A 22,155-nucleotide genomic window follows, 5' to 3' on the forward strand; every position below is an offset into this window, starting at 1 on the left:
ACGTTTACCCCAGGGGGTTACGATCGTGAGCAGAGAGCCACCGGACATCCGTCCGAGTGGTCCCCGCGGACCCCACCGGTCGCCTCGGTGAAGAAGGAAGTCAGACAATGATCGGCAATCTGAAGCCTCTCGAAATCATTCTGATCATCGCCGTGATCCTGCTCCTGTTCGGTGCCAAGAAGCTTCCCGAGATGGCGCGCTCGCTGGGCAAGTCCGCGCGGATCCTCAAGAGCGAGGCCAAGGCGATGAAGAAGGACGGCGAGGCCGACACCCCGGCCCCCGCCCCGTCCGAGGAGCCGGCCCCGCAGGCCGCCGCGCCGCGCACCATCCAGGCCGCGCCGGGCGACGTGACCAGCGCGCGTCCGGTGTCCGAGCCGAACCGCACCGCCCAGGGCTGATCGGGCGGGCCGGGATCCGGCCCGTTCGCCATCGGCCACACATCACCCAGCGCCACCGGTGCGACGAGACAAGGATCGTGGGTTGCTCAGGTCTGCCCGCAAGCAGGGGAAAGAGAAGCCGGCCAAGGACGCCGAGGGGCGGATGCCGCTCCTCGACCACTTGCGCGAGCTGCGGAACCGGCTGCTGAAGTCGGTTCTCGCGATCCTGGTCGTGACGATCGTCGCGGCCTTCTACTACCGGCCGATCATCGACTTCCTGCTGCACCCGGTGCTGTCGTCGGTCGGGTGCGTGAACGGCGCGGTGGTGCAGCACAACGGCAAGCCCTGCGCCGAGATGACCACCAACAGCCTGATCGGGCCCTTCTCGATCGCGTTGAAGGTGGGCCTGGCCTCCGGCATGGTGCTCTCCGCCCCGATCTGGCTGTACCAGCTGTGGGCGTTCGCCGCGCCCGGCCTGCACCGCAACGAGAAGAAGTACGCCCTGGGGTTCGTGGCGATCGGTGCCCCGCTCTTCTTCGCCGGTGCGGTCCTCGCGTACCAGATCCTGCCGCAGACCTCCGCGATCCTGCTCGACTTCACGCCGGACAACGTGAAGAACCTGATCCCGGTGGACACCTATCTGGACCTGATGACCCGCATGGTCGTCGTGTTCGGTCTGGCCTTCGAGCTGCCGCTGCTGTTGGTGCTGCTGAACTTCACCGGGGTGCTGACGGCGAAGCGGCTCGGGTCCTGGTGGCGCGGGATGGTCGTGGGCATCACGATCTTCTCCGCGTTCGCCACCCCCACCGGTGACCCGCTGACGATGCTGTCGCTGGCCTCGCCGATCGTGGCCCTGTACTTCCTGGCCCTGGGCGTGTGCTGGCTCAACGACCGGCGGCGCCGGCGCAAGAACCCCGACGCCGATCTCGACGACGACGAGGCCAGTGACCTTGACCTGACCCCGTCGACGATCGGGACCACCGGCGCTCCCGCGCCCCGGGCCGTCGAGGGCGGCACGGTGCCCGGACAGGGACCCGGCTCGGAACGGCGCAGCATCGGCTACGACGACGTCACCTGACGCGCCTCGGCCCCCGGAGGGCCCCCGCGGCCGGTCGCGCTCCCCGCGCGACCGGCCGCGGTCGTGTGTCCGGGAGCGTTTCGGGGGCGATCGGAGGACTGTTTCGGCCGGCGCGTGGAACACCACGGGTGACCGTCCGCGACGTGTCGCCGGCCCCCGCCGGCCCCGTGAAAAGATCACGCCAGGTGCCACACCCGGCGGGTAGGCTCGGAGGCAAGATGACCGAAGAAGAACTCTCCCCCGCCGAGCGGTACGCCGCTGCCCGTCGACGCGCCGCCGAGGAGGCCACCGCGCTGGCGCCCTTCCGGGACATGTACGCCTTCGGCCTGGACCCGTTCCAGATCGAGGCGTGCCGTGCCCTGGAGGCCGGCAAGGGCGTGTTGGTGGCGGCCCCCACGGGCTCGGGCAAGACCATCGTGGGCGAGTTCGCCGTCCACCTCGCCCTGTTGCAGGGCCGCAAGTGCTTCTACACCACGCCCATCAAGGCCCTCTCGAACCAGAAGTTCGCCGACCTCGTCAAGCGCTACGGCGCCGACAAGGTGGGTCTGCTCACCGGCGACAACAGCGTCAACTCCGACGCCCCGGTGGTCGTGATGACCACCGAGGTGCTCCGCAACATGCTCTACGCGGGGTCGAACGCGCTGAACGGCCTCGGGTACGTGGTGATGGACGAGGTGCACTACCTCTCCGACCGGTTCCGGGGCGCCGTCTGGGAAGAGGTGATCATCCACCTGCCGGAGTCGGTGACCCTGGTGTCGCTGTCGGCGACCGTGTCCAACGCGGAGGAGTTCGGCGACTGGCTGGACACCGTGCGCGGGGACACCGAGGTGATCGTCTCCGAGGAGCGGCCGGTGCCGCTGTGGCAGCACGTGATGGCGGGCCGCCGGGTGTACGACCTGTTCGAGGAGGGCACCGACCACGGCGGCCGGGGCTCGGCCCGCCGCGAGGTCAACCCGGACCTGGTGCGTCTGGCCCGGGACGAGAACAGTCGCGGCTACAACCCGCGGGAGCGGCGCCGGGGCAAGATGGTCCGCGAGGCCGACCGTGAGCGCGAGCGGCGCTCCCGCAACCGGATCTGGACCCCCGCCCGGCCCGAGGTGATCGCCCGCCTGGAGGGCGACGGGCTGCTGCCGGCCATCAACTTCATCTTCAGCCGCGCCGGCTGCGAGGCCGCCGTGCAGCAGTGCCTGTACGCGGGGCTGCGGCTCAACGACGACGCGGCCCGGGTGCGGGTGCGGGAACTGGTGGAGGCGCGGACCGCCGCGATCCCCGCCGAGGACCTGCACGTGCTGGGCTACTACGAGTGGCTGGAAGGGCTGGAGCGGGGCATCGCCGCGCACCACGCCGGGATGCTGCCCACCTTCAAGGAGGTGGTGGAGGAACTCTTCGTGCGGGGCCTGGTGAAGGTGGTCTTCGCCACCGAGACCCTGGCGCTGGGCATCAACATGCCCGCCCGCACGGTCATCCTGGAGAAGCTCGTCAAGTGGAACGGCGAACAGCACGCCGACATCACCCCCGGCGAGTACACGCAGCTCACCGGCCGGGCCGGGCGGCGCGGCATCGACGTCGAGGGCCACGCGGTGGTGCTGTGGCAGCGCGGCATGGACCCCTCGGCGCTGGCCGGCCTCGCCGGCACCCGCACCTACCCGCTGCGCTCCAGCTTCCGGCCCTCCTACAACATGGCCGTCAACCTGGTGCAGCAGTTCGGCCGGCACCGCTCGCGGGAACTCCTGGAGACCTCCTTCGCGCAGTTCCAGGCCGACCGCTCGGTGGTCGGGATCTCCCGGCAGGTCCAGCGCAACGAGGAGGGCCTGGAGGGCTACCGGGAGGGCATGACCTGCCACCTCGGGGACTTCGAGGAGTACGCGCGGCTGCGCCGTGAGCTCTCCGACCGCGAGACCGAACTCGCCAAGCAGGGCGCGGCCCAGCGCCGGGCGCAGGCGGCGGCCTCGCTGGAGCGGCTCAAGCCCGGCGACGTCATCCACGTGCCCACCGGCAAGTTCGCCGGCCTCGCCCTGGTCCTGGACCCGGGGGTGCCGGCCGGCCGGGCCAACGGGCACCGCGGCCAGGACTGGCACGAGGGCCCGCGCCCGCTGGTCCTCACCGCCGAACGGCAGGTCAAGCGGCTGGCCGGGATCGACTTCCCGGTGCCGGTGGAGCCCATCGAGCGGATGCGGATCCCGAAGACCTTCAACGCCCGCTCCCCGCAGTCCCGTCGCGACCTCGCCTCGGCCCTGCGGGTCAAGGCCGGGCACATCACCCCCGACCGGCACCGGCGGGGCCGGGCCGCGGCCGCCGACGACCGCGAGATCGCCCGGCTGCGCACCGCGCTGCGGGCCCACCCCTGCCACGGCTGCGACGAGCGCGAGGACCACGCCCGGTGGGCGGAGCGGTACCTGCGCCTCAAGCGGGACACCCGGGCGCTGGAGCAGCGCATCGAGGGCCGGACGAACACCATCGCCCGCACCTTCGACCGGATCCACGCCCTGCTGACCGAACTCGACTACCTGCGCGAGGACGAGGTCACCGAGCACGGCAAGCGACTGGCCCGGCTCTACGGCGAACTGGACCTGCTGGCCTCCGAGTGCCTGCGGGCCGGGGTCTGGGAGGGCCTGGACCCGGCGGAGTTGGCCGCGTGCGTCTCCGCGCTGGTCTTCGAGTCGCGGCAGGCCGACGACGCGGTCGCCCCCAAGACCCCGGCGGGCGCGGCGAAGGAGGCGCTGGGGGAGATGGTGCGGATCTGGGGCCGGCTCGACGCCCTGGAGGAGGAGCACCGGATCAACCAGGCCGAGGGCGTGGGGCAGCGCGAACCGGACCTCGGGTTCGCGTGGGCGGCCTACCAGTGGGCCTCGGACAAGGGCCTGGACCAGGTGCTGCGCGAGGCGGAGATGCCGGCCGGCGACTTCGTGCGCTGGTGCAAGCAGGTGATCGACGTGCTGGGGCAGATCGCGGCGGCGGCGCCGCCCGCGAGCAGCGGCTCCACGGTCGCCCGCAACGCGCGCAAGGCGGTGGAGGCCATGCTGCGCGGCGTGGTCGCCTACAGTTCGCTCGGCTGATCGACGCAGGTCACGGGCCCGTTCTCGGAGGAAGCTCCGAGAACGGGCCCGTGGCGTTTTGGTCTCTTGCCATGATCGGTTCCGGCCGTGGTGTGGGACGATCACGCCATGACCGGGGGAGAAAGACGTGTGGGGCGCCCGCGGGCCGACCGTGACTGGGCGGACACCGGACGCACCCCCCGTGAGGAACTGCTGGACGCCGCGGCCGAGTTGTTCACCACCCTGGGGTACGGGGCGACCACCACCAGGGCCGTCGCCGAGCGGGCCGGGATGCGCCAGGCCACGATGTACCACTACTTCGGGGGCAAGGAGAGCCTGTTCGCGGAGCTGCTGGAGGCGACGGTGCGGCCCACCGCGGAGCTGGCCCGCCGGCTGCTCGCGGAGCACGCCCGGCCCGCCGAGCGCCGGCTGTGGGAGCTGTGCCGGGCCGAGGTGGTCGCCCTGTGCGGGGGGCCCCACGACCTCGGCGCGCTGTTCCTGCTGCCCGAGACCCGGGGGGAGCGCTTCGGGGTCTTCCGGCGGCTGCGGGCCGAACTGCGGTCGGGCTACGGCGGGTTGCTGGCCGAGGCCGACCGTGCGGTGGGCCGGCACGGGCCGGGTCTCATGGGCGGCGCGGGCGTGGCGGGGGAGGGCGAGCGGCGGGAGCTGCGGTTGGACCTGGTGGTGGGGCTGATCGAGGGGGTCGCCCTCGCCTACCGGGCCCCGGGTCGGGGGGAGCGTCCGATCGGCGAGTTCGCGGGGGCCACGGCCGACGCGGTGCTGCGGGTCGCGGGGCTGGGCACGGTCACGGTCCGGGACTGAGCTCGGGCGCGGGCCCGGTCCGCTGGTCCAGGGCCCAGCCGGTCGGGTCGGTCCAGGCGCGCAGGGTGCGGGCGGAGCGGAACACGTGCCGCTCCCCGGTCCGCGGGTCGGTGAACTCCAGTGACCGGGCCAGGAGTTGCAGGGGCCGGCGGAAGTCGTCGGGGTCGGGGTCGGTGACCTCCGGGTAGATCGGGTCGCCGAGGATCGGCAGGCCCAGCCGGTTCATGTGGACGCGCAACTGGTGGGTGCGGCCGGTGTGCGGGGTCAGTCGGTAGCGGGCCAGGCCGGTCTCGGGGCGGGCCTCGACGAGTTCGACCAGGCTCTCCGCGTTGGGTTCGGCGTCCGGGAGTTCCACCGCCGCGATCACCCCCGGGGTCTTCTCGATGTGGCTGCGGACCGTCACCGGCAGTTCCGCCGCGCGGGCCGGGTCGTACGGGGCCACGGCCTCGTACGTCTTGTGGATCCGGCGGTCCCGGAACAGGCCCTGGTAGGCGCCCCGGTCCTCGGGGCGGACGGTGAACATCAGCACCCCGGCCGTCAGTCGGTCCAGCCGGTGGGCGGGGGCGAGTTCGGGCAGGTCCAGGGTGTGCCGGAGCCGGGCCAGGGCCGTCTGGACCACGTGCCCGCCGCGCGGGGTGCCGGCCAGGAAGTGCGGCTTGTCGACCACGAGGAGACGCTCGTCGCGGTGGAGCACGGGGATCTCGAAGGGGACGGGCACCTCGGGCGGCAGCTCGCGGTGGAACCACAGGTGGGCGCCGGCCCGGTAGGGGTCGCCGGCCGCGACCGGCCGTCCGTCCGCGTCCACGATCGCGCCCTCGGCCAGCAGCCGGACCACGGCCGCCGCCCCCGCGCCGTGCGCGTACCGCCGGCGCAGCCACTCGCCCACGGTGGCGGGGGCGGGCTCCGCCGGGTCGGGCTCGGGCAGCCGCAGGTGCACGGGGTCGATGCCGAGCCGCTGCGGGAGCGGGGCGGGGGGCACGGCGGCGCGCCGCCGGCGCCGGATGCTGCTGCTCATCCGGCCCAGGGTACGCGGCCCCGGTGGGGCGCGGTCGCGGGCTCAGGAGCGGGTGAAGGTGCCCAGGTGGTCGGCGTCCAGCCACTCCACCCGGACGGTGCCCCGGTCGGTGAAGGTGACGGCGGCCCGGCCGATGGCGTTCTCGCCCCGGGTGTCCATGCCGAACACGTCCCCGTCCCGGTGGGTGAGGGCGAAGCGGTGGGGGCGTTCGGCGGGGCCGAGGGTGAGGGTCAGCGCGCCGTCGGGGCCGGCGGAGGTGACGGTGAGGGTGCCGTAGTAGGGGTTGGTGTAGGTGCCGAGGTAGGCGGAGTCGGGGCGGGCCGGGGCCGGGTCGGCGGGTGGCCGGGACCAGTCGATCGCGGAGTGGCCTTGGTCCAGGGCCTGGGAGTAGGCGTAGGCGGCGACGGCGAGCCAGTCGGCGGTGGGCCGGCCGTGCTCGGCCACGTCGGTGAAGTCCAGGGCGATGGCGTCGGCGAGGCCGACGGGCGCGGAGTTGGTGAGGACGACGATGCCGAGGCGTTCCAGCGGCAGCAGGGTCACGGTGGTGTTCGCGCCGAGTTCGAAGGCCCCGGAGTGGCTCAGGCGCAGTCGGCCGGCGTCGTCGTAGGAGACGTTCCAGCCCAGTCCGTAGAAGCCGGCGCCGCCGTCGGGGGTCATCGGGGGGCGGGAGACGATCTCGGGGAGGTGGGTGCGGGCGAGGGTGTCGGCGGGGATGATCCGGCGGCCGTCGAGGGTGCCGCCGTTCAGTTGCAGGCGCATCCAGCGGGCCAGGTCGCGGGCGTTGGAGTTGGCGCCGCCGGCGGGGGCCTGGGCGTCGGGGTCGCGCACGTCGTCGGGGACCCAGCGGCCGTCGGCTCCCCGGACGTGCGGCAGGGCCCGGTCGGCCTCGGCGCGGAAGGCGGGGGTGGTGACGGTGGTGTGGGTCATGCCGGCGGGGGTGAACAGGGTGTCGGCGGCGAGTTTCTCCCAGCTCGCGCCGTGCTCGCGGGCCACGGCCTCGGCGGCGGCGGTGAGGCCGAAGTTGGTGTAGGCGTAGCTCGCGCGGAACGGGGCGAGGGGCAGGTGTCTCAGCCGGTCCAGGATCTGGCCCTGGTCGTAGCCGATGTCCTCCAGCAGGTCCCCGGCGTGGTCGGGCAGGCCGCTGCGGTGGGAGAAGAGGTCGGCGGTGGTGACGTGCTCGGAGACCCAGGGGTCCTTCAGGCCGAAGCCGGGGAGGTCCACGTGCTCGTCCCAGCGCTCGGGCTTGTCGAGGACGCCGGCGACGACGGTGGAGGAGAGGGGTTTGGAGAGGGAGGCGAGGCGGAAGACGGTGTCCGCGTCCACCTTCTCGGGGCGGCCGGCCGCGCGGACCCCGTAGCCCGTGATCCGGACCACCTCGTCGTCGTGGACCACCGCCACGGCCACCCCGGGCACGCCCGTCTTCGCCATGGCGGCCGTGACGTAGGCGTCGAGCCGGTCCAGGGCGCGGTTCACGTCGGCGTCGGTCAGTCGGGCCTTGGGGGCCGGGGGTGGGGCCGGTGGCGGCGAGGGGGCCGCCGAGATCGGCCCGCCGACCGCGATGGCGATCACGAGCCCGAGGACACCCCCGACGGCGGTGGTCCGGCACGACGTGCGCATGCGGCCCATTCTCGCCCCGCGCACGCCGGGGCGCGCGGGGAGGAGGGGGCGTGCGGGAGGGGAGTGGGATCAGGCGTTGGTGGTGGCGCCGGCGGTCGGGACGACCTCCTGCTCGGCCTCCACGGCCGCGTTCCAGTCCCGCTTGATGGCGCGCCAGCCCTCGTCGGTGTGACCGTGGCGCCAGTACCCGGAGATGGACATGGACTCGCGGCCGATGCCGCGCTCCAGGCGCAGGTGCCGGCGCAGTTCCTTCACCACGCCCGCCTCGCCGTGCACGAAGGCGTGCACGCTGCCGGCGGGGAAGCGCAGGGCGCGGACGGCCTCCAGGAGCGGGGCGCCGACCGGGCGCCCGGCGCGGTGCAGCCAGATCGGGGTGACCCCGTCGGGGGTGCCGATCGGCTGCTGGTCGGCGGGGGAGTCCACCTCGACCAGGGCCAGCACGCGCGCGCCGCGCGGCATCCGCTCCATGGTGGCGGCGATGGCGGGCAGGGCGCTCTCGTCGCCGATCAGCAGGTGCCAGTCGGCGGCGGGGGAGGGGGCGTAGGCGCCGCCGGGGCCCAGGAAGCGGACCTTCTCGCCGGGGGTGACCCGGGCCGCCCACGGGCCGGCCAGGCCCTCGTCGCCGTGGACGACGAAGTCGATGGTCAGCTCCAGGGCGACCGGGTCCCAGTGCCGCACGGTGTAGGCGCGCTGGCGGGGCCATTCCTCGCGGGGGTGGTCGGCGCGGATCCGGGCCAGGTCCCAGGGCTCGGCGTACCGGGCGCCGGGGGCGGGGAAGAGGATCTTCACATAGTGGTCGGTGAACTCGCCCGCGCCGAATCCGGCCAGACTGTCCCCCCCCAGCACCACGCGCACCATGTGCGGCGTCAGCCGCTCGGTGCGCACGACGGTGGCGGTACCGACGCTACGGGCAGGTCCTTGTGCCACGGCGTGTCTCCCCTGACTCCCCTGAAACTTAGGATTGCCTAAGTTAACTTAGCAGCTTCGGGGTCAAAGCGCTGCCCAGTCGCGCGACCGCTCCGCCCAGACCCCACCGATGGGCGAGCGCGTTCACCATCTCGGGGTGCGCCGGCGCGGTCGGGAGCGCCGGATCGAACTCCGGCAGCGGCACGTCGTCGGCCACCCGCACCACCTTCGGCGCCACCGCCACGTACGGACGCGCCTCGTCCAGCCGCTTGCGCTGCGAGGGGGTCAGCTTCGAGGCCGGATCGTCCACGGCCGCCATGATCCCGGCCAGGTCCCCGAACGCGTCGAGGAGCTTGGCCGCCGTCTTCTCCCCGATCCCCGGCACCCCGGGCAGCCCGTCGCTCGGGTCCCCGCGCAGCAGCGCCAGCGCCGCGTACCCCGGCCCGTCCACCCCGTACTTCTCCCGCAGCACCGCCTCGTCGGTGATCTGGAGGGTGCCCACGCCCTTGAGCGGGTACAGCACCCGCCGTGCCTTGGCGTCGTCCACCAACTGGTACAGGTCGCGGTCGCCGGTGACGATGTCCACCGGGCCCTCGGCCCGCGCGGTCAGGGTGCCGATCACGTCGTCCGCCTCGTATCCGGCCACGCCCACCCGGGCGATCCCGAACGCGTCCAGCGCCGACTCGATGATCGGCACCTGCGGGGCCAGGGTGTCCGGGGTCTCCTCCACGTCCGGCCCCGTCGCGGTCTCCACCGCCACCCGGTGCGCCTTGTAGGAGGGGATGAGCGACACCCGCCACTCGGGCCGCCAGTCCGCGTCCATACAGGCCACGAGGTGGTCCGGGCGGTGGTCCTGGACCAGCCGGGCGATGAAGTCCAAGAGCCCGCGCACCGCGTTCACCGGGGTCCCGTCCGGGGCGCGGACCGAGTCCGGCACCCCGAAGTAGGCGCGATAGTAGAGGGAGGCGGTGTCGAGGAGCATCAGTCGTGGCGTCGTCATGGCCGAATGATGCCGCAAGCGCGGCGGCGGACCGGACACGTCACCGCGACCGGTCCCGCCGTGCACGCGAAACCCGGGCCGGTTGCCGCTTATGGTGCTTACAGCACACCGAGGTGCCACCGGAGCGTGGGAGGGCAGCCCCGCCATGGATGAACACGAGGAGTCGTCGGTGCCCCAGGGTCGACCCGAGGACGAAGGGCGGCGGCAGGGCATGGACGGGCGAGAACGGACCCGCGACGAGAAGGAACGCGACCGGGACGCCAAGGAGCCCCTGCGGGTCGGCGTCGCCGTCCGCAAGCGCCGTCGGGCCCTGAAGCTGACCCTGGCGGCCGTCTCCGCCCGCAGCGGACTGTCGGTGCCCTTCCTCAGCCAGATAGAGAACGAACGCGCCCGCCCCAGCATGCGCTCCCTGGAACGCGTCGCCGACGCCCTCCAGACCACCGCCGTGGAACTCCTCGCGGCCTCCGACACCGCCCGCACCGTGGACCTCGTGCGCGCCGACGACACCGGCGGCCTGCCCCCGCTGCCCGGGGTGCGGCCCCTGGTGCGCGGCCACCACCAACTCCACGCCCTGGAGTTCACCGGGGACCAGGACGCCGGCCGCGAATACCAGCACCGCAACGACGAGCTGATGTACGTGGTGGAGGGCGCCTGCCAGGTCGAGGCCGAGGGCACCGCGCACCGGCTGGAGGCCGGCGACGCGCTGTTCCTCTCCGGCGGGGTCCGGCACCGCTGGCGGGCCGCCGGCGAGGACACCCGGATCCTGATCGTGGCCGTCGCCGACCACATCCACGCCACCGCCGAACCCCCCGCCCCCGGCCGGTGAGCCCGGCCCGGTCGGGCGGGCGGCCCCGCGTGGTCTCGCTGGTGCCCTCGCTGACCGAGGCGGTGGCCGAGACCGGGCCGGGGCTGCTGGTCGGCGTCACCGACTGGTGCTCCCACCCCGCCGACCTCGGCGCCGGGGTCCGGCGGATCGGCGGCACGAAGAACCCCGACGTGCCGGCCGTGCTCGCGCTGCGGCCCGACCTGGTGATCGCCAACGAGGAGGAGAATCGGGCCGTCGACCTCGACGCGCTGCGGGCCGCCGGGGCCCGGGTGCTGGTCACCGAGGTCCGCACGCTGCCCCAGGCCCTGACCGAACTCGACCGGCTGCTCACCCACGCCCTGCGACTGCCCCGCCCCGCCTGGTTGGACGAGGCCGCACGGGCCTGGGAGCGCGCGGACGCCCGGGCCGAGCGGACCCGGCGACCGACGCGGACCGCGCTGGTGCCGATCTGGCGCCGGCCGTGGATGGCCCTGGGACGGGACACCTTCGCCGGGGACCTGCTCGCCCGCCTCGGCGTCCGCAACGCCCTGGCCGGGCACCCCGAACGCTACCCGCGGCTGCCCTCCGGCCCCGGACAGCCCCTGGCCGCCGCGCGGGCCGCCGGCTGCGAGCTGGTGGTACTGCCCGACGAGCCCTACCGGTTCAGCGCCCAGGACGGCCCCGAGGCCTTCCCCGGACTGCCCGCCGCCCTCGTCGACGGCCGGGCCCTCACCTGGTACGGGCCCTCGCTGCGAGAGGCCCCGGCGGTGTTGGCCGGGGCCCTGGACGCCGCCCGGCCGTAGCGGGGCGCTGTGCGGGGGCGACGCGCGTGCGGGTCAGGACGCGGGACGCAGCAGCCGGCCCGCGCACAGGCCGTGCAGGGTGCGGGTCGCGGCGGCCGCCCAGGCCACCAGCAGCCAGACGAAGAGGGCCGCGGCCAGCCACGAGAACGCCGTCAGACCGGTGTGCCGGGCCAGACCGGCGGCCCCGGTCACGCAGGTCCCCACCGGGAAGGTCAGCGCCCACCAGGTCATCGCGAAGCCCATGCCGCCCCGCACCGCCCGCACCAGCATCGCCAGCGACAGGGCCAGCCACAGCAGGGCGAAGCCCATCACGGGCACCCCGTAGACCACGGCGAAGGCCGCGAAGGCGCCCGCGTAGGGCGCGGGGACCGCCCCGCCCGCGCCGTCGGCCAGCGCGTTCACGGCGGTGGTCGACTGGCCCAGCGGGCCCAGCACGAGGAACAGGGTGGGGGTCAGGGCCAGGGGCAGCGGCCCGGCCACGATCAGCCGGCCCAGTATCAGCGGCAGCATCACCAGGGTGGCCAGCAGGCTGATCCCGAACATCGCGTAGCAGCCCAGCAGCAGCGCCTCCCGGGCCTGCCCGGCGGGCAGGTGGGGCAGGAACAGGGGGCCCAGCGCCGCCGAGACCATCGGCGCGACCAAGGGCAGCAGCCAGACCGGCCCGGCCTGGTCGGCGGTCAGCGAGTGCCGCACCACCATCAGGTAGAGCACGACCACGGCCATCACCAGGCCGACCACCGTGCCGGCCGTGAACAACACCGCGCCCAGCGCGGTGGCCGCCCCCTCGCCGACCAGGTCCCGGCCCACGATCAGGGACCCGCCGCCGACGGCCAGCAGTGCCATCGACAGACAGCCGTAGAAGGGGGCCACGGCCGGATCGAGGAGGTGGGCGCGGGCCTGGTCGCGGTGATGGACCCAGTGCCCGGCCCGGGCCGTCAGCAGCACCGCCAGGGCCACCAGGGCGGCCACCCAGAACACCTGGCAGAACACCCGCTGCCCGGGCAGCCCCAAGGGCAGGCCCGCGCCCGCGTTGGCGACGATCGCGGTGCCCATCACGGCCGCGTACCAGTTGGGGCCCAGGTCCCGCAGGGCGCCGAAGGGCCGGCCCGTCGGCCTCGTGCCCGCCGCGAGGACCGGCCGGGGGCGGCGGGGGCGGAGGGAGCCGACGGGGGCGACGGCGCCGGGGGCGGGGGAGGTGTCGACGGTGACCATGACCCCAGCCTGGCCCCGGCGCCCGGCCCCCACCAGGGACCATTCCCTTGTGAACCCATAAGCTGGACTGATGAGCGACACACCGCCGCCGGTCGGGGGCCTGGCCCACCGGGTGCCCGAGCTGGGCGCCCTGGAACTCCTGCTCGCCGTGGCCCGGCTGGGCAGCCTGGGCGCGGCGGCCCGCGAACTGGGCATCACCCAACCGGCCGCGAGCAGTCGGATCCGGGCCATGGAGACCCGGCTCGGGGTGGCGCTGGTGGACCGGGGGCCGCGCGGCTCCACCCTGACCCCCGAAGGGGCGCTGGTCACGGACTGGGCCCGGCCGGTGCTGGCCGCGGCCGAGGCCTTCGACGCGGGCGCGCAGGCGCTGCGGGCCCGCCGGGACTCGCGGCTGCGGGTCGCGGCCAGCATGACCATCGCCGAATACCTGCTGCCGGGCTGGCTGATCGCGCTGCGGGCCGAGCTGCCGGACACGGCGGTGTCGCTGTCGGCCGGGAACTCGACGACGGTGGCCGCGCGGGTGCTCGCGCACGAGGCGGACCTGGGCTTCGTGGAGGGCACCTCGGTGCCCGAGGGCCTGGACTCGACGGTCATCGCCCGGGACCGGCTGGTGCTGGCCGTGGCCCCCGGCCACCGCTGGGCGCGACGCCGGGCGCCGGTGCCGGCCGCCGAGGTGGCGGCCACCCCGCTGATCCTGCGCGAGCACGGCTCGGGCACCCGGCAGGTGCTGGACGCCGCGCTGCGCGCCGGCGGCGGACCGGCCGCGCCGCTGCTGGAGCTGGCCTCGACCACGGCGGTGAAGGCGGCGGCCGCCAGCGGGGCCGGGGCCTGCGTGCTCTCCGAGCTGGCGCTGACCGAGGAGCTGGCCGGGCGCCGGCTGATCGCCGTGCCGGTGGCGGACATGGCCCTGGACCGGGCGCTGCGCGCGGTGTGGCCGGCCGGCACCCGTCCGGCCGGCCCGGCCCGGGTGCTGCTGGGCCTGACCCGCCCCGGGGCGACCGGCCGCCGGCCCGGCCGAGCGGGCGGGGCGGGCTGATCGGGCGGGGCGGGCGGGCGGGTCAGCGCAGGGCCGCGACCGGTTCCCGCGCCGCGCGCCGGCGGCCCGCCGCGTGCTCCCCGGCCGCCTCGACCAGACCGGTCATCACCCGGGTGTCCCGGTCCCGCTCCGGATGCCACTGCACGCCCAGCACCCACTGCTCTCCCGGCAGCTCGGCGGCCTCCGGGGTGCCGTCCCGGACGGCGTGCGCCGAGATCACCAGGCCGCGTCCGGGCCGGTCCACGGCCTGGTGATGGTAGGTGGGCACGTCGGCCTCCTCCGGGACCAGGGCCGCGTAGCGGGTGCCGGGCACTGGGCGCACGGGGTGCCAGGAGAGCACCCCGGGGGCGGCCACGTGCCCGTCCAGGTGCTGCACGAGGGTGCCGCCGAGGGCCACGTTGAGCACCTGAAGGCCCCGGCAGATGCCGAGCAGCGGGATCCGGCCGTCGGCCAGGGCCGCCTCGATCAGCGCCAGCTCCCACGCGTCGCGCACCGGCGCGGGCGGGCCCGTGCGCGGATCGCGGGGGGCGCCGTAGCGGGCCGGGTCCACGTCCGGTCCGCCCGCGATGACCAGGCCGTCGAGCCGGGCCACGAGGGCGGTCGCGGCCGCCGGGTCGTCGGGCGGGAGCAGCACGGCCGTGCCCCCGGCCGCCCGGACCAGCGCCGGGTAGTCGGCGGGGGTGAGGACGGCGGGCACGTTCCACACGCCGTAGCGGGTGGACTCCTCCACGTAGGTGGAGATGCCGATCAGGGGCCTGGGCACGGGGTTCGCCTCCGGTGTGCGGTGGTGCGGGCGGTGCGGGCTAGTCGCGGTCGAGTTCGGCCTCGGCGGCGGCCAGCGCCGCGAACTCCTCCTCCGGCGCCGAGGCCACCAGGTGGTGCCGACTGTAGAACGCGAACCAGGCCAGTGCCGCGGCGTACACGGCCAGGGCGATGAACGCGGCCTCGCGGTCCACCAGGAAGGTGGCCACCAGGGCACCCAGGGCCAGCACCAGGGCCAGCCCGGAGGTCATGGCCCCACCCGGGGTGCGGTAGGGCCGGTGCAGGTGCGGTTCGCGGCGGCGCAGCACGAGGTGGGACAGGGCCATCAGGGCGTAGCTGATGGTGGCGCCGAAGACCGCGACGTTGAGCATCCGGGCGCCGCTGCCGGTGCCGGCGGCCAGCGCGAAGCCGATCGCGCCGGGGATCACCAGGCCGAGCCAGGGGGCCTTGCGGCGGCTGGTCAGCGACAGGACGCGGGGCAGGTAGCCGGCGCGGGAGAGGGCGAAGAGCTGGCGGGAACCGGCGTAGATGAGGGAGAAGAAGGAGGCGACCAGGCCGGCCAGGCCCGCGTAGTTGACGAAGCGGCTCAGCGCGGTGGGCGCGCCGTCCGGCTCCAGGGCCTTCACCAGCGGGTCGCCGACGGTGCGCAGGGCCTCGGAGCCGCGGGCGCCGGTGGCGGCGAGGAAGGTCAGCAGGGCGAGCACGAGGAGCACGGCCAGCGAGATCGCGAGCGCCTTGGGCATGGAGCGGACCGGGTCCTTGGCCTCCTCGGCGGCCAGCGGCACGCCCTCGACCCCGAGGAAGAACCACATGCCGAAGGGGAACGCGGCCCAGATGCCGATCACCCCGAACGGCAGCCAGGACGAGGACCCGACGGCGGTGGGGTCGGCCGGGATGTCGGTGAGGCGGGACGCGTCGAACTCGGTGAACGCGGCGACGGCGAAGACCAGCAGGGCGATCACGGCGATGCCGGTGACGACGAAGCTGAAGCGCAGGGCCTCGCCCACGCCCCACAGGTGCACCCCGATGAAGATCACGAAGCAGGCGAGGTAGACCGGCCAGCCGGAGCTGAGGCCGAACAGGCGCAGCGAGGCCACGTAGTCGCCGATGAAGATGACGATGGCGGCGGGCGCGAGCACGTACTCGATGAGGATGGCGGTGCCGGTCAGGAACCCGCCCCAGGGGCCGAGGGCGCGGCGGGCGAAGCCGTAGCCGCCGCCGGCGGTGGGCAGGATCGTGGAGAGCTCGGCCAGCGAGAACACCAGGCACGCGTACATCACGCCCATCAGGGCGGTGGCGATGGCGAGTCCGCCGAAGCCGCCCTTGTCCAGGCCGACGTTCCAGCCGGAGAAGTCCCCGGAGACCACGTAGGCCACGCCGAGGCCGACGAGCAGCAGCGGGCCGGCGCTGCCCCGGCGCAGGGTGCGGCGTCGCAGGTAGTCGGCGTCGGTCGAGCCGCCGCCGGTGGTCTCGGGCGGGCTCGCTGTGTCCTTCGCCATGGTGAACTCCTGCCTCGGGCCGCAATGGTTGTGGGCGGTACCTTTGCGGGCCGCGACCGGGGTGTGCAACCCCCGTGCGAAAAAACGGTGTTACGGAAAGCTCACGGGAGCCGCAAGAACGCGAATCGGCCGGCCCCTCGCGCGGGCCGGCCGGATCCCGGATGCGGAAAGGATTCCGCTCACCTCCTCACCGATCGCGGGCTCAGGAGAGGAACCCGCGCAGCAGGGCCGCGGTGCCCGCGCAGTGCTCGCGCATCACCTCCCGCGCCCCGTCGGCGTCCCCCTCCAACACCGCCTCCACCAGCACGGCGTGCTGGTGCTGGGAGTGCTCCAGATTGCGGACCAGCAGCGGTATGCAGTCCAGCAGGTCGTTCACCCGGGCCCGCACGGCCGCGTACTGCGCGGTCAGGGTGGGGGAGCCGGCCAGTTCGCTCAGGGCCAGGTGGAACAGGGTGTCGCGGCGCCGGTAGTCGGTCAGGGGCGCGTCGTGGGTGGCGGCCAGCGCCGCCCGCAACCGGGCCGCCGCCGCGCCCGTCGGCCGCTGCCCCGCGCACAGCCCGGCCGCGCCGACCTCCAGCACCTCCCGGAACCGCAGCACGTCCTCCAGGTCCACCTCCCGCACCCGGCGCCGCAGCTCCTCCTCGGCCCCGCCCGCCGGCGGATCGGGGCGCGGCAGCACGAAGGTGCCGCCGTAGCGCCCGCGCCGGGCCTCCACCAGCCCCTGGTCCTGGAGCACCTTGAGCACCTCGCGCAGGGTGACCCGGCTGATCCCGAGCCGCTCGGCCAACTCGCGCTCCGCCGGCAGCCGTTCCCCGGCCGCCACCAGGCCCAGGCGGACCACCTGCAACACCTGCTCCAGGGCCTCCTCGAAGCCGTTCCCCGCCCGCACCGGTCTGAGCACCGGGTCCAGGCGTCCGATCGCGTCGTCCTCGTCGGCGATCCGCGTCATCTTCCCTCCTCCCCTTCCCAAGCAATGGTCTTCTTCAATACCTTAGGCCGTGCCTTCCGGATCTTGTCCGGGCCCGCCGCCCTGCCGTGCGCGACGCCCGGGACCGACGCCCCCGCGCGCACCCCGCGCCCGAAGGAGACATCCCGTGGCAGACCGCACACCGCCGCTCGCCGTGGAGGAGCTTCGCGCCCTCGTCGCGAGCGGGGAGATCGACACCGTCGTCCTCGCCTTCCCCGACATGCAGGGCCGCCTCCAGGGCAAGCGCTTCGCCGCCCGCTTCTTCCTCGACGAGGTGCTGGCCCACGGCACCGAGGGCTGCAACTACCTCCTCGCCGTCGACACCGACATGAACACGGTGGACGGCTTCGCCATGAGCTCCTGGGAGACCGGCTACGGGGACTTCGCGATGCGCCCCGACCCCACCACCCTGCGCCGGATCCCCTGGCACGAGGGCACCGCCCTGCTCCTGGCCGACCTCGTCTGGCACGACGCGAGCCCCGTCACCGCCTCCCCCCGGCACATCCTGCGCCGCCAGCTCGACCGACTCGCCGACCGGGGCTGGACCGCCCAGGTCGGCACCGAGCTGGAGTTCATGGTCTTCAAGGACACCTACGAATCGGCCTGGAACGCGCACTACCGCGACCTGACCCCGGCCAACCAGTACAACGTGGACTACTCCGTCCTCGGCAGCGGCCGCGTCGAACCCCTGCTGCGCCGGATCCGCAACGAGATGGCCGGCGCCGGCCTCACCGTGGAGTCCTCCAAGGGCGAGTGCAACCTCGGACAGCACGAGATCGCCTTCCGCTACGACGAGGCCATGGTCACCTGCGACCAGCACGGCCTGTACAAGACGGGCGCCAAGGAGATCGCCGCCCAAGAGGGCCACTCGCTGACCTTCATGGCCAAGTTCGACCAACGCGAGGGCAACTCCTGCCACATCCACCTCTCCCTCACCGACGCCGAGGGCACCAACATCATGGCCGGCGACGGCACCGGCCCCCACGGCGGCGGCATGTCCCCCGTCATGCGGCATTTCCTCGCCGGCCAGCTCGCCGCCCTGCGCGACTTCTCCCTGCTCTACGCCCCCAACATCAACTCCTACAAGCGGTTCCGCCCCGGCTCCTTCGCCCCCACCGCCGTCGCCTGGGGCCACGACAACCGCACCTGCGCCCTGCGCGTGGTCGGCCACGGCCGCTCCACCCGCTTCGAGAACCGCCTCCCCGGCGGCGACGTCAACCCCCACCTCGCCGTCGCCGGCCTGATCGCCGCCGGCCTCCACGGCGTCGAACAGGGCCTCGAACTGCCCGAACCCTGCGTCGGCAACGCCTACACCGCCGACTACGCGCACGTCCCCGGCACCCTGCGCGAGGCCGCCGAACTCTGGGAGAACAGCGAGATCGCCAAGGCCGCCTTCGGCCCCGAGGTCGTCGCCCACTACCTCAACGCCGCCCGCGTCGAACTCGACGCCTACGACTCCGCCGTGACCGACTGGGAACTGCGCCGCTCCTTCGAACGACTGTGAGGCCCCCCGAAGTGACCGCCACGCCCACCGACGCGTCCGCCGACGCGCTGGACGTCCTGAACCCGGCCACCGCGACCCGCGTCGCCCTCGTCCCGGCCGCCACACGGGACGACGTCGACCGAGCCGTCACCCTGGCCGCCGCCGCCCAACAGCGCTGGGCCGCGCTCGCCCCCGCCGACCGCGCCCGCCTGCTGCGCCGCTTCGCCGCCGTCGTCGACTCCCACGTGGAGGAACTCGCCGACCTGGAGGTCGAGGAGGCCGGCCACACCCTCGGCAACGCCCGCTGGGAGGCCGGCAACGTCCGCGACCTCCTCGACTACGCCGCCGGCGGAGTCGAACGCCTCGCCGGCCGACAGATCCCCGTGGCCGGCGGCCTCGACGTCACCTTCCACGAACCCCTCGGCGTGGTCGGCGTCATCGCCCCCTGGAACTTCCCCCTCCCCATCGCCGGCTGGGGCCTGGCCCCCGCCCTCGCCGCCGGCAACGCCGTGGTCCTCAAACCCGCCGAGACCACCCCCCTCACCGCCCTGCGGCTGGCCGAACTCGCCCGCGAGGCCGACCTGCCCGAACACCTCTTCCAGGTACTGCCCGGTCGGGGCCCGGTCGCCGGCGACGCCCTGGTCCGCCACCCCGGCGTCGCCAAGATCGTCTTCACCGGCTCCACCCGCGTCGGCCAGGGCATCATGGCCGCCTGCGCCGGCGACGTGAAACGCCTCACCCTCGAACTCGGCGGCAAGAGCCCCAACCTCGTCTTCGCCGACGCCGACCTCGAACGTGCCGCCGCGAGCGCCCCCATGGCCTTCCTCGACAACTCCGGCCAGGACTGCTGCGCCCGCACCCGGATCCTCGTCCAACGCGAGGTGTACGACGAGTTCCTCGCCCTCCTCGTGCCCGCCCTCAAGGAGGTCGTCGTCGGCGACCCCCGCGACCCGCGCACCCAGATGGGCCCGCTCATCTCCGCCGCCCAACTCGACCGGGTCCGCGGCTACGCCGACGACGAGGCCCTCGCCCCGCACGGCGCCCGCGTCGTGCGCGGCGCCGCCCCCGACGGCCCCGGCTTCTGGTACCCGCCCACCCTCGTGCACGACGTGTCCCCCGACGCGCCCGTCGCCCGCGAGGAGGTCTTCGGGCCCGTCGCCGTCGTCCTGCCCTTCACCGACGAGGAGGACGCCGTCCGCCAGGCCAACGCCACCGACTACGGCCTCGCCGGCTCCCTGTGGACCCGCGACCTCGGCCGCGCCCTGCGCGTCAGCCGCGCCGTCGCCGCCGGCAACCTCTCCGTCAACTCGCACAGCAGCGTCCGCTACAGCACCCCCTTCGGCGGCATGAAACGCTCCGGCCTCGGCCGGGAACTCGGCCCCGACGCCCTCACCGCCTTCACCGAGACCAAGAACGTCTTCCTGAGCACGGAGGTCTGACCGATGTCCCCCACCGAGAACACCCCGGCCGACACCCCGGCCGAGCCGCCCGTCTGCCGCCGCCTGGTCGGCCGCACCGCCGTGGTCACCGGGGCCGGCAGCGGCATCGGCCTGGCCACCGCCCGTCGCCTCGCCTCCGAAGGCGCCCACGTGGTCTGCGCCGACGTGGACGAGACCGCCGGCAAGGCCGCCGCCGAAGCCGTCGGCGGGATCTTCGTCAAGGTCGACGTCACCGACCCCGAGGAGGTCGAGGCCCTCTTCAAGACCGCCTACGACACCTACGGCTCCGTCGACATCGCCTTCAACAACGCCGGCATCTCGCCCCCCGACGACGACTCCATCCTCACCACCGGACTGGAGGCATGGAAGCGGGTCCAGGAGGTCAACCTCACCTCCGTCTACCTCTGCTGCAAGGCCGCCCTGCCCTACATGCGCCGCCAGGGCCGCGGCTCCATCATCAACACCGCCTCCTTCGTCGCCCGGATGGGCGCCGCCACCTCCCAGATCTCCTACACCGCCTCCAAGGGCGGCGTGCTCGCCATGTCCCGCGAACTCGGCGTGCAGTTCGCCCGCGAGGGCATCCGCGTCAACGCCCTGTGCCCCGGCCCCGTCAACACCCCCCTGCTGCGCGAACTCTTCGCCAAGGACCCCGAGCGCGCCGCCCGCCGCCTCGTCCACATCCCCCTCGGCCGCTTCGCCGAGGCCGACGAGATCGCCGCCGCCGTCGCCTTCCTCGCCAGCGACGACTCCTCCTTCGTCAACGCCACCGACTTCCTCGTCGACGGCGGCATCAGCGGCGCCTACGTCACCCCCCTGTAGCCGGCCCCCCCCCGGGGCCCCACCCAAGGGTTCATCCACACGGCACCCCCACGACGGCCGGACGTCGCCCGACGCCCGGCCGTCGTCCCATACGGTCCGCGACGATCAACCGTACGAATGGAGCCCCACCCGCAGTGAACAGACCCACCCGACTCACCGCCCGCCTCACCGCCCTGGCCTCCGCCGGAGCCGCCGTCCTCGGCACCCTCGCGGTCGCCGCCCCGAACGCCGCCGCCGGCCCCGCCCCCGAGCGGACCGACCGCCGCCCCTCCTGCACCACCCCCGTCCTCGACGCCGGCTGGTACGGCGCCAACCGCACCCGCCTCCAGGAACTCCTCGACCGGTACGGCGCCTGCGCCCCGCACCGCCGACACGAGCCCAAGCCCGTCGCCGTCTTCGACTGGGACAACACCGTCGTCAAGAACGACGTCGGCGACGCCACCATGTTCTGGCTGCTGCGCAACGGCAGGATCAAGCGCCCCGCCCCCGCCCAGGGCGGCTGGGCCGGCACCAGCCGCGCCCTCACCCCGGCGGCCGCCCGCGCCCTGTCCGACGCGTGCGACGCCCTCGCCCGCCCCGGCGCCCCGTTGCCCACCGGCACCCCCGCCGGCGCCCCCTGCGCCGACGAGATAGCCGCCGTGTACGGCACCGCCGCCACCCGCGCCGGCGCCGCCGCCTTCACCGGCTGGGACCGCCGCACCATGGAGCCCTCCTACGCCTGGCTCCCGCAGCTCACCCAGGGGTACACCGCCCGCGAGATCCGCCGCTTCGCCGCCGCCGCCCGCGCCGAGAACCTCGCCGCCCCCATCGGCGCCGTGCAGACCGTCGGCACCGGCACCGCCACCGGCTGGGTCCGCTACTACGACCAGCAGAAGGACCTGATCGAGAAGCTGCGGGAGTCCGGCTTCGACGTCTGGATCAGCTCCGCCTCCCCCCAGCCCGTGGTCGAGGTCTGGGCCGAGGGCGTCGGGGTCCGCGCCGACCACGTCATCGGCATCCGCAACGTCACCACCCGCGCCGGGGTCACCACCTCCCGGCTGCGCGGCTGCGGCACCGTCCCCGACGGCGCCGACCGCATGATCACCTACATCGACGGCAAGCGCTGCTGGATCAACCAGGAGATCTTCGGAGTCCGCGGCCCCGCCGCCGAACGCGTCCAACCCGCGGGCCGCCGCGCCGTGTTCGCCGCCGGCGACTCCGACACCGACATCTCCTTCCTGCGCGACGCCACCGCCCTGCGCCTGGTGATCAACCGCAACAAGAACGAGCTCATGTGCCGCGCCTACGACAACGGCGACGGCAAGTGGATCGTGAACCCGATGTTCATCGAACCCAAGAAGGCCAAGGCCACCCCCTACCCCTGCGCCACCACCGGCTACATCGACCACGACGGCACCCCCTCCCCGGTCCGCCGGAGCGACGGCAGCGTGATCGCCGACCAGCTCGACACCGTGCACTGACCCGGCGCCGACAGGCCGAC

Annotated in this window: 19 protein-coding genes; 11 read left to right on the forward strand and 8 right to left on the reverse strand. The window is 74.3% G+C overall.

Annotation, left to right across the window (positions count from 1 at the left end):
* Positions 1-107: 107 nt before the first annotated feature.
* The 4 genes from tatA to ACN20G_RS22435 all read left to right on the forward strand — a co-directional run bounded on the left by tatA (position 108) and on the right by ACN20G_RS22435 (position 5,312).
* A complete protein-coding gene (tatA, locus tag ACN20G_RS22420; RefSeq protein WP_424214600.1) occupies positions 108-398 on the forward strand; it encodes a Sec-independent protein translocase subunit TatA in 291 nt (96 codons plus the stop codon).
* Positions 399-480: 82 nt separating this feature from the next.
* The gene (tatC, locus tag ACN20G_RS22425) at positions 481-1,455 is read left to right on the forward strand and encodes a twin-arginine translocase subunit TatC (RefSeq protein ID WP_424214601.1); all 975 of its coding nucleotides are present in this window, start codon (positions 481-483) and stop codon (positions 1,453-1,455) included.
* Between the two features lie 218 nt (positions 1,456-1,673).
* Positions 1,674-4,511, forward strand: coding sequence for a DEAD/DEAH box helicase (locus ACN20G_RS22430; RefSeq protein ID WP_424214602.1), 2,838 nt, complete (start codon positions 1,674-1,676; stop codon positions 4,509-4,511).
* A gap of 108 nt (positions 4,512-4,619) precedes the next feature.
* Positions 4,620-5,312, forward strand: coding sequence for a TetR/AcrR family transcriptional regulator (locus tag ACN20G_RS22435; RefSeq protein ID WP_424214603.1), 693 nt, complete (start codon positions 4,620-4,622; stop codon positions 5,310-5,312).
* On the opposite strand, the gene ACN20G_RS22440 is transcribed toward ACN20G_RS22435, so the two are convergent.
* The 4 genes from ACN20G_RS22440 to ACN20G_RS22455 are packed head-to-tail and all read right to left on the reverse strand — an operon-like array spanning position 5,296 to position 9,832.
* Complete coding sequence (locus tag ACN20G_RS22440; protein WP_424214604.1) at positions 5,296-6,327, reverse strand: pseudouridine synthase; 1,032 nt, start codon at positions 6,325-6,327, stop codon at positions 5,296-5,298. The genes ACN20G_RS22435 and ACN20G_RS22440 overlap by 17 nt on opposite strands.
* A gap of 42 nt (positions 6,328-6,369) precedes the next feature.
* Positions 6,370-7,953, reverse strand: a complete 1,584-nt coding sequence (locus ACN20G_RS22445; protein ID WP_424214605.1) for a serine hydrolase — start codon at positions 7,951-7,953, stop codon at positions 6,370-6,372.
* A 60-nt stretch (positions 7,954-8,013) separates the two neighbouring features.
* Positions 8,014-8,871 (reverse strand): siderophore-interacting protein, encoded by an 858-nt coding sequence (locus tag ACN20G_RS22450; RefSeq protein ID WP_424214606.1) that lies wholly within the window; start codon positions 8,869-8,871, stop codon positions 8,014-8,016.
* Positions 8,872-8,914: 43 nt separating this feature from the next.
* Positions 8,915-9,832, reverse strand: a complete 918-nt coding sequence (locus ACN20G_RS22455) for a 5'-3' exonuclease (protein WP_424215639.1) — start codon at positions 9,830-9,832, stop codon at positions 8,915-8,917.
* Between the two features lie 229 nt (positions 9,833-10,061).
* Between ACN20G_RS22455 and ACN20G_RS22460 the strand changes: the two genes are divergently transcribed.
* Positions 10,062-10,676: a helix-turn-helix domain-containing protein gene (locus ACN20G_RS22460; protein ID WP_424215640.1), complete on the forward strand. Its 615-nt coding sequence runs from the start codon at positions 10,062-10,064 to the stop codon at positions 10,674-10,676.
* Positions 10,673-11,458 (forward strand): helical backbone metal receptor, encoded by a 786-nt coding sequence (locus tag ACN20G_RS22465; protein WP_424214607.1) that lies wholly within the window; start codon positions 10,673-10,675, stop codon positions 11,456-11,458. Before ACN20G_RS22460 ends, ACN20G_RS22465 begins: the two co-directional genes overlap by 4 nt.
* Before the next feature lie 33 nt (positions 11,459-11,491).
* Here ACN20G_RS22465 and ACN20G_RS22470 read toward each other — a convergent pair whose 3' ends face one another.
* Entirely contained in the window at positions 11,492-12,670 is a 1,179-nt protein-coding gene (locus ACN20G_RS22470) for a TDT family transporter (RefSeq protein ID WP_424214608.1), read from the reverse strand.
* A gap of 70 nt (positions 12,671-12,740) precedes the next feature.
* Between ACN20G_RS22470 and ACN20G_RS22475 the strand changes: the two genes are divergently transcribed.
* Positions 12,741-13,706, forward strand: coding sequence for a LysR family transcriptional regulator (locus ACN20G_RS22475; protein ID WP_424214609.1), 966 nt, complete (start codon positions 12,741-12,743; stop codon positions 13,704-13,706).
* Between the two features lie 22 nt (positions 13,707-13,728).
* Here ACN20G_RS22475 and ACN20G_RS22480 read toward each other — a convergent pair whose 3' ends face one another.
* The 3 genes from ACN20G_RS22480 to ACN20G_RS22490 form a co-directional block, all read right to left on the reverse strand.
* Positions 13,729-14,469, reverse strand: coding sequence for a gamma-glutamyl-gamma-aminobutyrate hydrolase family protein (locus ACN20G_RS22480; protein WP_424214610.1), 741 nt, complete (start codon positions 14,467-14,469; stop codon positions 13,729-13,731).
* 40 nt (positions 14,470-14,509) lie between these two features.
* Complete coding sequence (gene eat / locus ACN20G_RS22485; RefSeq protein ID WP_424214611.1) at positions 14,510-15,967, reverse strand: ethanolamine permease; 1,458 nt, start codon at positions 15,965-15,967, stop codon at positions 14,510-14,512.
* A gap of 202 nt (positions 15,968-16,169) precedes the next feature.
* Positions 16,170-16,916, reverse strand: coding sequence for a FadR/GntR family transcriptional regulator (locus ACN20G_RS22490; protein ID WP_424214612.1), 747 nt, complete (start codon positions 16,914-16,916; stop codon positions 16,170-16,172).
* Between the two features lie 145 nt (positions 16,917-17,061).
* Between ACN20G_RS22490 and ACN20G_RS22495 the strand changes: the two genes are divergently transcribed.
* From ACN20G_RS22495 to ACN20G_RS22510, 4 genes are all read left to right on the forward strand, one after another.
* Positions 17,062-18,438 (forward strand): glutamine synthetase family protein, encoded by a 1,377-nt coding sequence (locus ACN20G_RS22495; RefSeq protein WP_424214613.1) that lies wholly within the window; start codon positions 17,062-17,064, stop codon positions 18,436-18,438.
* A gap of 11 nt (positions 18,439-18,449) precedes the next feature.
* Positions 18,450-19,856: an aldehyde dehydrogenase family protein gene (locus ACN20G_RS22500; protein ID WP_424214614.1), complete on the forward strand. Its 1,407-nt coding sequence runs from the start codon at positions 18,450-18,452 to the stop codon at positions 19,854-19,856.
* A gap of 3 nt (positions 19,857-19,859) precedes the next feature.
* Positions 19,860-20,675 (forward strand): 3-oxoacyl-ACP reductase, encoded by an 816-nt coding sequence (locus ACN20G_RS22505; protein ID WP_424214615.1) that lies wholly within the window; start codon positions 19,860-19,862, stop codon positions 20,673-20,675.
* A 134-nt stretch (positions 20,676-20,809) separates the two neighbouring features.
* Entirely contained in the window at positions 20,810-22,135 is a 1,326-nt protein-coding gene (locus tag ACN20G_RS22510) for a haloacid dehalogenase-like hydrolase (RefSeq protein WP_424214616.1), read from the forward strand.
* Positions 22,136-22,155 lie beyond the last annotated feature (20 nt).

Origin of the sequence: Streptomyces dryopteridis (genome assembly GCF_049606955.1) — a bacterium.
Taxonomy (GTDB): Bacteria; Actinomycetota; Actinomycetes; order Streptomycetales; family Streptomycetaceae; genus Streptomyces.